We start from the raw sequence: 14,159 nt of genomic DNA, 5'->3' as shown, positions 1-14,159 counted from the left end.
ATCCCTCAGACCAAAGGATTTACGTAGACATCGGGTCGCCATGGGCATTGATTACTTACCGGCGGTGCGGAACTTAAGTGTGCTGAGTGATCAAACAAGCTCGGCCCGGCCTATTGTGATAATGCCAACCGGGTCACAAGTTTCAGACCAGCGGTTCAAGCTGTCCTTCGCTCAGCCGACAACCTGAAGACAGGAGACCTTTATGTTGCCACCCATGCTCCCTTTGAGCGCCTTACCCATCACCGCTCAACAGGATCCGGTCCGCCAGCGACCGGACATACCGCCCGTGGTCCCGGTGCAGCAAAGCTCCAACGAAAGCACCATCGACCTGAAGAATCGCGACCCGGAGGAGGCTGCGCTGTTGCTGCGCGAGGAGCAACAGCGCCAGCAGGAACGCAACAAGCGCCGCCGTGAAGCCGACGAAGATCCCGAAGCGCACCTGGCCGTACCGGGCACTGAACTGAACGCCGACAACACCGTGCCAGTGGTGCCGTTGGTGGAAGGGGAAGAGCGTCAGGGCTTGTGGGTCGATATCCAGGTCTGATCCAGGCTTTTGTCGACGCATGCAGGCTGGTCAACCCGCTCGACAGCCTTCATCATGAGAGCATCCGCAGTTCACCGTACGATGCCGACACGCCATGAGCCAAGACGACAAACTGATCGACCTCAGTGCTGAGCGCGCCAAGCGCGTTCACGACCTCAACGAAAAACGCCTTAACGAAGTCCGCCAGGCTTTCGAGCAAGCCATGCCATTGGGCAAAGCCCAGAAAAAACCGAAGAAAAAACCCAAAAAGCGCTGACTCCCCCCTCTATCCATTGATACAGATCAGTTATTTCCCTTCCTTTTCGCCGCGTCGCGAGCGTTATTGACCCCGGTCAATTTTCATCCAGGCCTGATTGGTTAACTTGCACCCATCGCAACAGGGGCAAGACCAGGAGGCCAGTCATGTTTTTCGATAATGTGGTGTTTGCCGGAGTGTTGACCGTCGGCCTCATGTTCGTGTTTTTCGCCGGCTTCGGATTATTCATCTGGAAAGATGCACACAAGCGCAAAAAGCCGTAGGTCTTTCCAGCTACAACGAGCACGCAAGGCATTTTGGGCGACTTCGGTCGCCCTTTTTTTTGAGCGGATTTCCCCTGTTCCACACAAGCCCATTGTGGGAGCGAGCTTGCTCGCGATAGCGGTATGTCTGTAGATACATGTGTTGACTGACCCGGCGCCATCGCGAGCAAGCTCGCTCCCACAGTAGTCAGGTGTCCGGGCATAAAAAAAGGTGCGATCCGCCAGGACCGCACCTTTTTTATTAGCCGCTGATATCAGCTGCCGATGGCCTTGGACGCCAGCCAGAACAGCGCCGCCGAGAGGGCCACTGTCGCCGGCAGGGTCAGTACCCAGGCCAGCAGGATGGTCCGTACCGTGCCACCTTGCAGACCGCTTTTGTTGGCGACCATGGTGCCCGCCACGCCGGACGACAGTACGTGGGTGGTGGAAACCGGCAGGCTGAAGATGTTCGCCGCACCGATCATGCACGCCGTGGTGATTTGCGCCGACATACCTTGAGCGTAGGTCATGCCTTGCTTGCCGATCTTCTCACCGATGGTCAGCACCACACGCTTCCAGCCGACCATGGTGCCCAGGCCCAGGGCCAGGGCGACTGCCAGAATCACCCAGAACGGGGCGTATTCGGTGGTGGCGGTCAGGTCCTTGCGCAGCTTGTTCAGGTCGTCTTTTTCCCGAGCTGCCAGGCCTGGCAGCTTGCCAACCTTCTTCGCCGTGTCATCCAGGCAGAGCAGGTAGCGGCGAACCTCGATGCGGCTTTCCGACGGCAGCGATTGGTAATCCGCCACGCCTTTGAGGGTATCGAGCAGCGCCGCAATGGTGGGCTCGGTCTGCTGCGGGTTGCAGCGGAATTTCTCTGGCAGATCGCCCTTCACGCTTTTGCCCAGCGCCAGGTATTCACCCAGCGATTCGCTGTTGCGCTGGTAGAACTGGCTCAGGTGCAACGTCGCGTCGCGGGTACGCTCGATCTGGTAGGTGGTGCTGTTCAGGTCAAGCACGAACTGCGCCGGTACGATACCGATCAGCACCAGCATGATCAGGCCGATACCTTTCTGGCCATCGTTGGAGCCGTGGACGAAGCTGACGGCCATGGCTGAAATGACCAGCACCAGGCGATTCCAGAACGGGGGGTGTTTCTTGTCATCGATCTTGCGGCGCTGTTCCGGCGTCTTGTGCATCTTCGACAGCGGACGCCACCACTTCAGACTGATCAATACCAGTGCGGCAATCAGGAAGCCCGCCATGGGCGAGAACACCAGGGAGGCACCGATATCGATTGCCTTTTGCCAGTTCACTCCGTCGGCCAACGGGATATCGTTGATCAGCGCGTTGGCCAGGCCCACGCCGAGGATCGAACCAATCAGCGTGTGGGAGCTGGAGGCTGGGATACCGAAATACCAGGTGCCCAGGTTCCAGGTGATGGCCGCTGCGAGCAGCGAAAACACCATGGCCAGCCCGTGTCCGGTGTTCACATTGATCAGCAGCTCTACCGGCAGTAGGTGAACGATGGCATACGCCACGCCCACACCGCCCAGCAGCACGCCGAGGAAGTTGAACACACCGGAAAAGAACACCGCCAGATGAGGCGGCATGGCTTTGGTGTAGATAACAGTGGCCACCGCGTTTGCGGTGTCATGAAAGCCGTTGATGAACTCGAAGGCGAGGACAAAGGCCAGGGCGAGCAAGAGGCTCACAAGCACCCAAGCATCCAGTCCGCTAAATAAATCGATCATGAAGGTTTTCTGACCCGGTCGTAAGGGGGCGCGATTATGCCAGAAAACCTCGGTAATCGATGCATTGCCTGCTCATCGGTAACATTCTTCAACGAAATAATTTGCAGGCACCCCTTCGAACCCTGGCTTTTAGCGGGTTGCGCAAGCCATTGATTCGGGAACGGAAAACGCGCCAGGCAAGGGGCCGCTCGTCGTTGCAAGAGCCTTAAGCGGTTGTGCGAAAAATCCGAAAAGAAGGTAAGCCAAGGCCATTCCTCGACCGTTGTCGGGGAAATGGCGGCCCGCTCATGGCGGGCGTCCGGTACGGGGCCGGCCAGGGTGTCGGCCGGATACCGCTTCACAAGAACATCAAGCGCTGAGCATTACCGCTCTTCCGCTTTGAGTTCCTGTTCCATTTTCTGAAGTTCCTGGGTAAAGGCCTGGTCCTGAACGGTGGCGCGTTTACGCCAGGGTTTGCGTTCCGGTTCAGGTTGCGCGGCGTAGGTGGTGATTTCCCCGCCGTAAACTTCCTTGTAACGTTGTTCCTGGCGCTCAAGTTCCGCGCGCAGTTCGTCTTTCGTCACAGTATTACCTAATGGATTGAATTGGATCTGGTGATACGCACTGCATGTAGACATGCAGACGGCCACGGCACCAGAGCTGACAGCTGACGTAGCATCAGGAGTTTCGTATACCGCCGATACGGGGAAGCGCCATCCGGGTGCTTCGGGCACCGGCTGCCGGCACCACGCAGGATAGAAACCTGCAATGCCTGCGGACGGGAGCGGTCGATTGCCGCACCGTCACTGTGGTGCATTATAGCGGGCTGCCCGAAGAACACTATCGGGAAAAGTTAAAAGAATCTGTTGTTGTGTGAATCAATATTTGTATGTGCAACTTGTGGCAATTAGGTTTCAGGCAATGCCAGACAATGTCGCTATCCACTCTGCTGGCGCGAACTACGTTCAATACTCGTGTCGTCTTACTTATTTATCAACCCTTCACACAGAAGCAAGAGGGGGGTAGGGTGCCTTGATTGCGATTATCGGTTGATGGTTCGATAATCGAACGGTGCTGACAGCCAGCCCTTGTCTGCTCAGCGGGCAGCCGCTTGTAATAGCCGCCATTCCCCGGGAAGGACCAGATATGAACGACCAATTGCGCAACGCCTTTGCTTCTGTAGCGCCACCCATCGTTGCTTCGCCGGCCAAGCGCATCCAGGCCCTGACCGGTGACCCGGACTTCATGACGTCCCTGGCCCGAGGGTTGGCCGTGGTCCAGGCGTTCCAGGAGCGCAAGCGGCACTTGACCATCGCTCAGATCAGCCACCGCACGGAAATTCCCCGCGCCGCCGTCAGACGTTGCTTGCATACCTTGATCAAACTCGGCTACGCCACCACCGACGGACGAACCTATTCGCTGCTGCCCAAAGTATTGACCCTGGGCCATGCCTATCTGTCATCGACGCCTCTGGCCGTGTCCGCGCAGCCGTATCTGGATCGCATGAGCGAACAGCTGCATGAGGCCTGTAATATGGCGACGCTTGAAGGCGACGACATTCTTTATATCGCCCGTTCGGCCACCACCCAGCGGCTGATATCCGTGGACCTGTCCGTCGGTGGACGTCTGCCGGCCTATTGCACCTCGATGGGCAGAATTCTTCTGGCGGCACTGGACGACGCTTCCCTGCGTGATTACCTCGACCATGCCGACCTGCAGGCCAAGACCAGCCGGACCCTGCACACTCCCCAGGCTTTGCTGGAGTGTTTGCAAGAGGTGCGGCAGCAGGGATGGTGCATCGTCGATCAGGAACTGGAGCAGGGGCTGCGCTCGATTGCCGTGCCAGTCTACGACGCCTCCGGCCAGGTGGTGGCGGCGCTGAATGTCAGTACCCATGCCGGGCGGGTCAGCCGCAATGAACTGGAACAGCGCTTCCTGCCGGGGCTGTTGGGAGCCAGCCGCGACTTGAGCGCGCAACTGTTCACTTAAGCTGTTCGATAAACGCACAGAGTCGCCTCTGACGAATTGACGGTATTTGCCTCGGATCATTAATGTCGCGGCAGCGTCATCCGACGTGATCGAGCCTGGCTCGACCGATGGATCGCGGCCCAATAATAATGAGAGGCACACCTGCCATGTATACCTTCCTCGGCCTTCACCTTGACGATCGACCGACCTGTCTGTCCCGGATCGCCCGCTAACCAACACCTTTTTTGCAGCCTTGCGGTTTATTTGCCGGGCCTCTGTTCGCCTGCGTTTTCTTGCGTGGAATAAAAACAAGATGAACCAACCCCAGACCTCCGTAGGCAATTGCCTCGACGTGCAGTCCTTCATCAACGCTCAACCTATCTCGCGCTATCAGTGGCGGGTAGTGATTCTGTGCTTTCTGATTGTTTTTCTCGACGGCCTCGACACCGCGGCCATGGGCTTCATCGCTCCGGCGCTCTCTCAGGACTGGGGCATTGATCGGGCCAGCCTGGGTCCGGTCATGAGTGCGGCGCTGATCGGCATGGTCTTCGGGGCTCTCGGCTCCGGTCCGTTGGCAGACCGTTTCGGCCGAAAAGTTGTGCTGGTAGGCGCGGTCGTGCTGTTCGGCGCGTTCAGCCTGGCATCGGCTTACAGCACCAACATCGATCAATTGCTGGTGCTGCGCTTTCTGACCGGCCTGGGGTTGGGCGCCGGTATGCCGAACGCCACTACCTTGCTGTCGGAATACACCCCGGAGCGTAAAAAGTCGTTGCTGGTGACCAGCATGTTCTGCGGCTTCAACCTGGGCATGGCCGGCGGCGGGTTTATCTCGGCCAAGTTGATACCGGCGTTCGGTTGGCACAGTCTGCTGCTGATCGGCGGGATCCTGCCGTTGATCCTGGCGGTGGTGCTGGTGTTCTGGTTGCCGGAGTCGGCACGTTATCTGGTGGTGCGCAATCGCGGCACGGACAAGGTGCGCAAGACCCTGGCCCCGATCGATCCGCACACCGTCGCCCAGGCGGCGAGTTTCAGTGTGCCGGAACAAAAAATCGTTAAAGCCCGCAACGTGCTGGCGGTGATTTTCTCCGGCACCTACAGCGCCGGGACGCTCTTGTTGTGGCTGACCTATTTCATGGGGCTGGTAATTGTTTACCTGCTGACCAGTTGGTTGCCGACGCTGATGCGCGACAGCGGCGCAAGCATGGAGCAGGCGGCGTTTATCGGGGCGTTGTTTCAGTTCGGCGGCGTATTGAGCGCGGTTGGGGTGGGTTGGGCGATGGATCGGTTCAATCCGCACAAAGTCATCGGCATTTTCTACTTGATGGCCGGGATATTCGCCTACGCGGTAGGGCAGAGTCTGGGCAACATTACCTTGCTTGCCACGTTGGTGCTGGTGGCCGGCATGTGCGTCAACGGCGCGCAATCGGCGATGCCGTCGCTGGCGGCGCGGTTCTATCCGACCCAAGGCCGGGCCACCGGTGTCTCGTGGATGCTGGGTATCGGCCGGTTCGGCGCGATCCTCGGCGCCTGGATGGGCGCGACATTGTTGGGCCTGGGCTGGAACTTCGAACAGGTCCTGACCGCCCTGGTCATTCCAGCGGCCCTGGCGACTGCGGCGGTGGTGATCAAGGGCATGGTCAGTCATGCGGATGCGACGTGAGCCAATGATCTGAACCTTGCGACAGACCGGTGGGAGCGAGCCTGCTCGCGATAGCGGTGGGTCAACTTGCATAAGTCTTGACTGACCCACCTCAATCGCGAGCAGGCTCGCTTCCCACAGGATCAGGGTGTCTGGGAAATCGATAGCCAAACAACAATCTGTTCGATAAACGAACACTCAGTCGATTATCGGATTGTTTGGCTGTCACCCCGAGCTTAATCTTCAGTCACTCCGGCGCTTAACCTCGCGCCTTTTTCTTCATCTTGGTCTACTGAAAAACGGGAGCCTGCCCCATGGCTGAAATCCTTTCGCTGCACGACGCAGTGAAGCAATTCGTCAATGACGGCGATACCGTCGCGCTCGAAGGCTTCACTCACCTGATTCCGACGGCGGCGGGTCATGAAATCATTCGCCAGGGCAAGAAAGACCTGACCCTGGTGCGGATGACGCCCGACCTGATCTACGACCAGTTGATCGGCGCCGGTTGTGCTCGCAAGCTGATTTTCTCCTGGGGCGGCAATCCTGGGGTGGGCTCCCTGCACCGGCTGCGCGATGCCGTGGAAAAACAATGGCCGCAGCCGCTGGAGATCGAAGAGCACAGCCACGCCGACCTGGCCAATGCCTACGTCGCCGGGGCCTCGGGCCTGCCATTCGCGGTGCTGCGGGCCTACGCCGGCTCCGACCTGCCAAAGGTCAATCCGTTGATCAAAACCGTGACCTGCCCCTTCACCGGGGAAGTGCTGGCCGCCGTGCCATCCGTGCGCCCGGACATTACAGTGATCCACGCTCAAAAAGCCGACCGCAAGGGCAACGTCCTGTTGTGGGGCATTCTCGGCGTGCAGAAAGAAGCCGCCCTGGCCGCCAAGCGCTGCATCGTCACCGTGGAAGAAATCGTCGATGACCTCAACGCACCGATGAACGCCTGCGTGCTGCCGACCTGGGCGCTGAGCGCGGTGTGCCACGTACCGGGCGGCGCTCATCCTTCCTACGCGCACGGCTACACCGAACGTGACAACCGTTTCTATCAGGCGTGGGATCCGATCGCCCGGGACCGTGAGACCTTTACCGCATGGATCAATGAATACATCCACGCAACGAAAGATTTCAGTGAATTCCAGGCCCGACTGGCTGCCACTTCGCAGGTGAAATAATGACGTACTCCACCAATGAAATGATGACCGTCGCCGCAGCCCGTCGATTGCAGAACAACGCTGTGTGCTTCGTGGGCATCGGCCTGCCATCGAAGGCAGCCAACCTGGCGCGGCTGACCTCGTCGCCGGATGTCGTTCTGATCTACGAGTCCGGTCCGATCGGGGCCAAACCCAGCGTATTGCCACTGTCTATCGGTGATGGTGAGCTGGCTGAAACCGCGGACACTGTCGTACCCACCGGTGAGATTTTTCGCTACTGGTTGCAGGGTGGACGCATCGACGTCGGCTTTCTCGGTGCAGCTCAGGTCGACCGGTTCGGCAACATCAACACCACGGTGGTGGGCGACTACCATCAACCGAAAGTCCGCTTGCCGGGCGCCGGTGGGGCACCGGAAATCGCCGGTTCGGCCAAGAGCGTGCTGATCATCCTCAAGCAGTCGGCGCGCTCGTTCGTCGACAAGCTGGATTTCATCACCTCGGTCGGTCACGGCGAGGGCGGGGATTCGCGTAAACGCCTGGGCCTGCCGGGCGCAGGTCCGGTCGGTATCATCACCGACTTGTGCATCATGGAGCCGGAAGCCGGCAGCCATGAGTTCGTGGTCACTGCGTTGCACCCCGGCGTGACCCGTGAGCAAGTCGTTGCCGCCACCGGTTGGGCGATTCGTTTTGCCGACCAGGTGCAAACCACCGCCGAGCCGACCGAAACAGAGCTGCGCGCACTGCGCGACCTGGAAGCTCGCACTGCCGCGGCCCACGGCCAGGCACCGGGAGAAGCGTGATGCGCGACGTTTATATCTGTGATGCGATTCGAACCCCCATCGGTCGCTTCGGTGGCGGTTTGTCCGCAGTGCGCGCCGATGACCTGGCCGCCGTACCGATCAAGGCGCTGATGGAACGCAACCCATCGGTGGACTGGACTGCCGTGGACGAAGTGTTTCTCGGTTGCGCCAACCAGGCCGGGGAAGACAACCGCAACGTGGCGCGCATGGCGCTGCTGCTGGCTGGCCTGCCGCAGAGCATTCCCGGCGTAACCCTCAACCGCCTCTGCGCCTCGGGCATGGACGCCGTCGGCACGGCGTTCCGCGCCATCGCCAGCGGCGAAATGGAGTTGACCATCGCCGGCGGCGTGGAGTCGATGTCCCGCGCACCGTTCGTGATGGGCAAGGCCGATGCCGCGTTCTCCCGCAACATGAAACTGGAAGACACCACCATCGGCTGGCGCTTCATCAACCCGTTGATGAAAGCCCAGTACGGTGTGGACGCGATGCCCCAGACCGCCGATAACGTGGCCGATGATTACGCGGTGTCCCGCGCTGACCAGGATGCTTTCGCCTTGCGCAGCCAGCAGCGCACGGCAGCAGCCCAGGCCGCAGGGTATTTCGCCGAGGAAATCGTCCCGGTGCGCGTAGCCCACAAGAAAGGCGAAACCGTGGTCGAGCAGGACGAGCATCCTCGCGCCGACACCACGCTGGAGACCTTGAGCAAACTCAAACCGGTCAACGGTCCAGACAAAACCGTCACGGCCGGCAACGCCTCGGGTGTGAATGATGGCGCGGCGGCTATGATCCTGGCTTCGGCCGAAGCGGTGAAGAAACACGGGCTGACGCCTCGGGGTAAAGTGTTGGGCATGGCCAGTGCCGGCGTGGCCCCACGGGTGATGGGCATCGGCCCGGTGCCCGCGGTGCGCAAACTCACTGAGCGCCTGGGCCTGGCGGTCGCAGACTTTGATGTGATCGAACTCAACGAAGCCTTCGCCAGCCAGGGCCTGGCGGTGCTGCGCGATCTGGGTCTGGCGGACGACGCGCCGCAGGTGAACCCCAATGGCGGCGCCATCGCCCTCGGTCATCCGCTGGGTATGAGCGGAGCACGGCTGGTGCTGACGGCGTTGCATCATCTGGAAAAGACCGGCGGCAAGAAAGGCCTGGCGACCATGTGTGTCGGCGTCGGCCAGGGTCTGGCGTTGGCAATCGAACGCGTCTGACACGTCGTTCCACTAATAAGAAACCGAGGAATGCTTCATGACTGACAAGCCTGGTTATCGTCGCCCCCAAGCGGGCACCCAACCGGAGTACCTGCACCCGCCGTACCAGTCCACCAACCTGCGCTCGCCTTCAAAGCCGTTGGTGTACCTGCCCCATTCGCTGTCGGAAATTACCGGTCCGACCGTAGGTGCCGATCGCCTGCAGGAGAAGGACAACGACCTGACTGCCCAGCATGCCGGCGAGCCACTGGGGGAGCGAATCATCATTCACGGGCGCGTGCTGGATGAGCATGGCCAACCCGTGCCTGGCATCCTGGTGGAGATCTGGCAGGCCAATGCCGCCGGGCGTTACAACCATGACCGCGACCTGCACGACGCACCGCTGGACCCGAACTTCACCGGCACCGGTCGCACCGTCACCGACGCCGATGGCTGGTACCAGTTCCAGACCATCAAGCCCGGCGCCTACCCGTGGGGCAACCATCACAATGCCTGGCGCCCGGCGCACATCCATTTCTCATTGTTCGGCCCGAGCATCCTGACGCGCCTGGTGACGCAGATGTATTTCCCCGGCGACCCACTCCTGGCCTACGATCCGATCTACAACTGCGTGCCGGACACCAGCGCCAAGGAACGTCTGATCGCCCGTTTCGACCTGGAAAAAACCATTCCTCACTACGCCCTCGGTTATCGCTGGGACATCGTATTGCGCGGCCGCGATGCCACGCCGATGGAGAAATAAGATGACGCTCACTGCCACCACCTCCCACACCGTTGGTCCTTACTACCACATCGGCCTGACCTGGCTGAACCGCGAAGACCTGACCGTCGCCCAAACCCTCGGCCAGCGCGTGGCGATCACCGGGCAGGTGATCGACGGCAACGGCGAATTCGTCAATGACGCGATGCTGGAAGTCTGGCAGGCCAACGCCGCCGGCAAATACGCACACCCGGAAGACGACCAGGACAAGCCCCTGGACCCGAATTTCGAAGGCTTTGGCCGTGTGCCGGTGGATGCCGAAGGGCGTTTTCGTTTCACCACCATCAAGCCGGGCTCCGTGCCGGGCCTTGGCGGCACGACCCAGGCGCCGCATCTTGTCGTGCTGGTGTTCGCCCGCGGTCTGGTCAAGCATTTGCTGACGCGAATCTACTTCGATGGCGAGCAGGCCAACGAAACCGACCCGCTGCTGGCCTGCGTGCCCGAGGAACGTCGCGCCACTATCGTGAGCAAGCCCGATGCTTCGGGCGTGTATCAGTGGAACGTGGTTTTGCAGGGGACGGATGCCGAGACGGTGTTCTTCGACTACTGATTGAAACCCGTGTGGCGAAGGCTCTTGGCCCAGCCCCGCAACAACGGTGGGGCGTGGGTCGTACAAAATACTGATGACCCTGTTCCACCCGAAGGGGTAGGGTTGGCCTGCGGGGGTGATGAATAGGATGTGCGACAACCCACGTATTTACGTCGCAGCTTTTGACCCAACCGCGTCAGGCCGGCAGACCTGCACACCCAAGGACTTTTTATGAGCGAACGACCGGGTAATCAGCTCTTTGATGCCTACTTCACCACCCGCCACATGCGCGAGGTGTTTTGTGATGCGGGCCGGGTGCAGGCCATGCTCGATGTCGAGGCGGCGCTGGCCCGGGCTGAAGCGAAGGTGGGCTTGATCCCTGTCAGTGCAGTGGCTCCGATCGAGAAGGCCTGTGACGCGCAGTTGTACGATTTTTCGGCGTTGAGCGAGGCGATTGCCACGGCGGGTAATTCGGCGATTCCACTGGTCAAGGCCCTTGGCAAGCGCATTGCCGCGCAAGACGCCGAGGCTGAGCGCTACGTGCACCTGGGGGCTACCAGTCAGGACGTGATGGACAGTGGGTTGGTGCTGCAACTGCGCCAGGCACTGGGTTTGATCGAAGGCGAACTGGCGCAACTGGCCACGATTCTCGCCCGCCAAGCCGAACGCTACGCCGCCACGCCATTGGCTGGGCGCACTTGGTTGCAACACGCAACACCGGTGACCCTGGGCATGAAAATCGCCGGTTGGCTGGGAGCCATCACCCGTAGCCGCCAGCGCCTGAATGAGCTCAAACCGCGCTTGCTGGTGTTGCAGTTCGGTGGTGCCTCCGGAACGCTTGCCGCACTGGGTGAGCAGGCCTTGCCCATCGCCGAAGCCCTGGCCGCCGAGCTGCAACTGAGCTTGCCGGAGCAGCCGTGGCACACCCAACGCGATCGCCTGGTTGAGTTCGGTTCGGTACTGGGGTTGATCGCCGGCAGCTTGGGCAAACTGGGCCGCGACATCAGCTTGTTGATGCAGACCGAGGCCGGTGAAGCGTTCGAACCCTCGGCGCCGGGCAAGGGCGGTTCGTCCACCATGCCGCACAAACGTAACCCGGTGGGCGCGGCGGTGCTGATCGGTGCGGCGACCCGAGTCCCTGGCCTGTTGTCGACGCTGTTCAGCGCCATGCCCCAGGAGCACGAACGCAGCCTGGGCCTGTGGCACGCCGAATGGGAAACCTTGCCGGAGATCTGCTGCCTGGTGTCCGGCGCCCTGCAACAGGCGCGGCTGCTGGCCGAAGGTCTGGAAGTGGACGCGGCGCGCATGGCTCGCAATCTGGAACTGACCCAAGGGTTGGTGCTGGCCGAGGCGGTGAGCATCGTCCTGGCCCAGCGGTTCGGGCGCGACACCGCGCATCATCTGTTGGAGCAATGTTGCAAACGCGCCGTGGCTGAACAACGTCATTTGCGGGACGTGTTGGGGGACGAGCCCCAAGTCACTGCGCAGTTGTCTGCCGCTGAGCTGGATCATTTGCTCGACCCCGCCCACTACCTCGGCCAGGCCCAGACCTGGGTCGCGCGCGCGGTGGCTGAACACCTTGCCTTGAACGCCTGAAAGGAGACTGTTGTGGGATTCGTCAAACTCGCCGAAGGCGAACTGAACTATTGTTTCGATGGACCGCAGGATGGCCCGGTGCTGGTGCTCTCCAACTCCCTGGGCACCGACCTGCACATGTGGGACGAGCAGATCGCCGCCTTCAGTGAACACTTTCGCGTGTTGCGTTTTGACACGCGCGGGCACGGTCAATCCTTGGTGACTGAAGGGCCGTACAGCATCGACCAACTGGGCCGCGACGTGCTGGCGATGCTCGATCAGCTGAACATCGACAAGGTGCATTTCTGTGGGTTGTCCATGGGCGGATTGATCGGCCAATGGCTGGGGATCAATGCCGGTGAGCGGCTGCACAAACTGGTGGTGTGCAACACCGCCGCCAAGATCGGCGACCCATCCGTATGGGACCCGCGGATCGAAACCGTACTGCGTGATGGCAAGGCGGCGATGGTCGCGCTGCGGGATGCCTCGATTGCTCGTTGGTTCACGCCGGACTTTGCCCAGGCTCATCCAGAGAAGGTCAGGAGAATCACCGACATGCTTGCTGCCACTTCGCCCCAGGGCTACGCGGCTAACTGCGCGGCGGTGCGCGATGCCGATTTCCGCGAGCAGTTGTCGTCGATTCGCGTGCCGCTGCTGGTGGTCGCCGGCACCGAAGATGCCGTGACCCCACCGTCGGGCGGGCACTTTATCCAGGAGCGGGTCAACGGCGCCGAATACGCCGAATTCCATGCCGCGCATCTGTCCAACGTCCAGGCCGGCGCTGCGTTCAGCGAACGGGTGCTGGCTTTCCTGCTGGATTCCAGTCGTTCTTGAGGGAGTATTTTGTGGACGAGAAGCAACGTTACGACGAAGGCATGCAAGTACGCCGCGCGGTGCTGGGCGATGCCCACGTCGACCGCAGCCTGAATGCCTTGACTGAGTTCAACAGCGAATTCCAGGAGATGATCACCCGTCATGCCTGGGGCGACATCTGGACCCGCCCCGGCCTGCCGCGCCACACCCGCAGCCTGATCACCATCGCCATGCTGATCGGCATGAACCGCAGCGAAGAACTCAAACTGCACTTGCGCGCTGCTGCCAATAATGGTGTGAGCCGCAGCGAGATCAAGGAAGTGATCATGCAGAGTGCTATCTATTGCGGCATCCCCGCGGCCAACGCCACCTTCCACCTGGCCGAGTCGGTGTGGGATGAACTGGGCGTCGAGTCCCGGACTTAAGCATCACCCCAACCCTGTGGGAGCGAGCTTGCTCGCGATAGCGGTGGGTCAGTTTGCATCGATGGTGAATGTGATGACGCCATCGCGAGCAGGCTCGCTCCCACACTGGATCTTCTGTGAACACAAATTTTATGCTCAACGCTGATCCCCCTGTGGGAGCGAGCTTGCTCGCGATAGCGGTGGGTCAGCTTGCATCGATGTTGAATGTGATGACGCCATCGCGAGCAGGCTCGCTCCCACACTGGATCTTCTGTGAACACAAATTTTTTGCTCGACACTGATCCCCCTGTGGGAGCGAGCCTGCTCGCGATGATGCCGGTACAGCCTCCACCCATGTTTGGCTTTTACAACAAGCTGATCGGATAGCTGACGATCAGCCGGTTCTCATCGAACTCATTGGTGCTGTAATCCCGACGCATCGTCGAATTACGCCATTTCACATTGAGGCTCTTCAACGCACCGCTCTGTACGGTGTAGGCCAGTTCGCTTTCGCGACCCCATTCCTTACCGTCGGTGATGGTGCCT

16 protein-coding genes are annotated in these 14,159 nt (G+C 60.6%); 13 read left to right on the top strand and 3 right to left on the bottom strand.

Going from position 1 to position 14,159, the window contains the following annotated elements:
• The first annotated feature begins 202 nt into the window (after nt 1–202).
• The 3 genes from PSEUDOMOFG3G_RS20085 to ccoM all read left to right on the top strand — a co-directional run bounded on the left by PSEUDOMOFG3G_RS20085 (nt 203) and on the right by ccoM (nt 1,063).
• Entirely contained in the window at nt 203–544 is a 342-nt protein-coding gene (locus PSEUDOMOFG3G_RS20085; RefSeq protein ID WP_139050963.1) for an aspartate-semialdehyde dehydrogenase, read from the top strand.
• 94 nt (nt 545–638) lie between these two features.
• A complete protein-coding gene (locus PSEUDOMOFG3G_RS20080; RefSeq protein WP_171061412.1) occupies nt 639–800 on the top strand; it encodes a hypothetical protein in 162 nt (53 codons plus the stop codon).
• Between the two features lie 146 nt (nt 801–946).
• Nucleotides 947–1,063: a cytochrome c oxidase subunit CcoM gene (gene ccoM / locus PSEUDOMOFG3G_RS28255; RefSeq protein ID WP_025212288.1), complete on the top strand. Its 117-nt coding sequence runs from the start codon at nt 947–949 to the stop codon at nt 1,061–1,063.
• A 254-nt stretch (nt 1,064–1,317) separates the two neighbouring features.
• Here the strand turns inward: ccoM and PSEUDOMOFG3G_RS20075 are convergent, their stop codons facing one another.
• Nucleotides 1,318–2,793, bottom strand: coding sequence for an inorganic phosphate transporter (locus tag PSEUDOMOFG3G_RS20075; protein ID WP_047228319.1), 1,476 nt, complete (start codon nt 2,791–2,793; stop codon nt 1,318–1,320).
• Between the two features lie 362 nt (nt 2,794–3,155).
• Nucleotides 3,156–3,356, bottom strand: coding sequence for a hypothetical protein (locus PSEUDOMOFG3G_RS20070; protein WP_047228318.1), 201 nt, complete (start codon nt 3,354–3,356; stop codon nt 3,156–3,158).
• A 562-nt stretch (nt 3,357–3,918) separates the two neighbouring features.
• Here PSEUDOMOFG3G_RS20070 and pcaR point away from each other — a divergent pair.
• The 10 genes from pcaR to pcaC all read left to right on the top strand — a co-directional run bounded on the left by pcaR (nt 3,919) and on the right by pcaC (nt 13,634).
• Nucleotides 3,919–4,761 (top strand): pca regulon transcriptional regulator PcaR, encoded by an 843-nt coding sequence (pcaR, locus tag PSEUDOMOFG3G_RS20065; RefSeq protein ID WP_092397150.1) that lies wholly within the window; start codon nt 3,919–3,921, stop codon nt 4,759–4,761.
• Between the two features lie 292 nt (nt 4,762–5,053).
• The gene (locus PSEUDOMOFG3G_RS20060; protein ID WP_047228316.1) at nt 5,054–6,400 is read left to right on the top strand and encodes an MFS transporter; all 1,347 of its coding nucleotides are present in this window, start codon (nt 5,054–5,056) and stop codon (nt 6,398–6,400) included.
• Nucleotides 6,401–6,693: 293 nt separating this feature from the next.
• Nucleotides 6,694–7,551: a CoA transferase subunit A gene (locus tag PSEUDOMOFG3G_RS20055; RefSeq protein WP_047228315.1), complete on the top strand. Its 858-nt coding sequence runs from the start codon at nt 6,694–6,696 to the stop codon at nt 7,549–7,551.
• The gene (locus tag PSEUDOMOFG3G_RS20050) at nt 7,548–8,330 is read left to right on the top strand and encodes a CoA-transferase subunit beta (protein ID WP_171061413.1); all 783 of its coding nucleotides are present in this window, start codon (nt 7,548–7,550) and stop codon (nt 8,328–8,330) included. The genes PSEUDOMOFG3G_RS20055 and PSEUDOMOFG3G_RS20050 overlap by 4 nt, the downstream gene beginning before the upstream one ends.
• Complete coding sequence (gene pcaF, locus PSEUDOMOFG3G_RS20045) at nt 8,327–9,532, top strand: 3-oxoadipyl-CoA thiolase (protein ID WP_171061411.1); 1,206 nt, start codon at nt 8,327–8,329, stop codon at nt 9,530–9,532. Before PSEUDOMOFG3G_RS20050 ends, pcaF begins: the two co-directional genes overlap by 4 nt.
• Nucleotides 9,533–9,569: 37 nt before the next feature.
• Nucleotides 9,570–10,274, top strand: a complete 705-nt coding sequence (gene pcaH / locus PSEUDOMOFG3G_RS20040; RefSeq protein ID WP_076386020.1) for a protocatechuate 3,4-dioxygenase subunit beta — start codon at nt 9,570–9,572, stop codon at nt 10,272–10,274.
• A gap of 1 nt (nt 10,275) precedes the next feature.
• Nucleotides 10,276–10,842, top strand: a complete 567-nt coding sequence (pcaG, locus tag PSEUDOMOFG3G_RS20035; RefSeq protein ID WP_047228311.1) for a protocatechuate 3,4-dioxygenase subunit alpha — start codon at nt 10,276–10,278, stop codon at nt 10,840–10,842.
• A gap of 210 nt (nt 10,843–11,052) precedes the next feature.
• Entirely contained in the window at nt 11,053–12,417 is a 1,365-nt protein-coding gene (locus tag PSEUDOMOFG3G_RS20030; protein ID WP_139050961.1) for a 3-carboxy-cis,cis-muconate cycloisomerase, read from the top strand.
• 12 nt (nt 12,418–12,429) lie between these two features.
• Nucleotides 12,430–13,230, top strand: a complete 801-nt coding sequence (pcaD, locus tag PSEUDOMOFG3G_RS20025) for a 3-oxoadipate enol-lactonase (RefSeq protein WP_139050960.1) — start codon at nt 12,430–12,432, stop codon at nt 13,228–13,230.
• A gap of 11 nt (nt 13,231–13,241) precedes the next feature.
• Nucleotides 13,242–13,634 carry a 4-carboxymuconolactone decarboxylase gene (gene pcaC, locus PSEUDOMOFG3G_RS20020; protein ID WP_139050959.1) on the top strand — a complete coding sequence of 131 codons (393 nt, stop codon included), beginning with the start codon at nt 13,242–13,244 and terminating at the stop codon, nt 13,632–13,634.
• A gap of 344 nt (nt 13,635–13,978) precedes the next feature.
• Here the strand turns inward: pcaC and PSEUDOMOFG3G_RS20015 are convergent.
• Nucleotides 13,979–14,159: OprD family outer membrane porin (locus tag PSEUDOMOFG3G_RS20015; protein ID WP_139050957.1), on the bottom strand; the 181-nt coding region annotated here is incomplete at its 5' end.

The organism is Pseudomonas sp. FG-3G (genome assembly GCF_901007645.1).
Lineage (GTDB): Bacteria > Pseudomonadota > Gammaproteobacteria > Pseudomonadales > Pseudomonadaceae > Aquipseudomonas > Aquipseudomonas rhizophila.
Note: the sequence above shows the minus strand (reverse complement) of the source record. Positions and strands in the feature narration are given on the sequence as shown.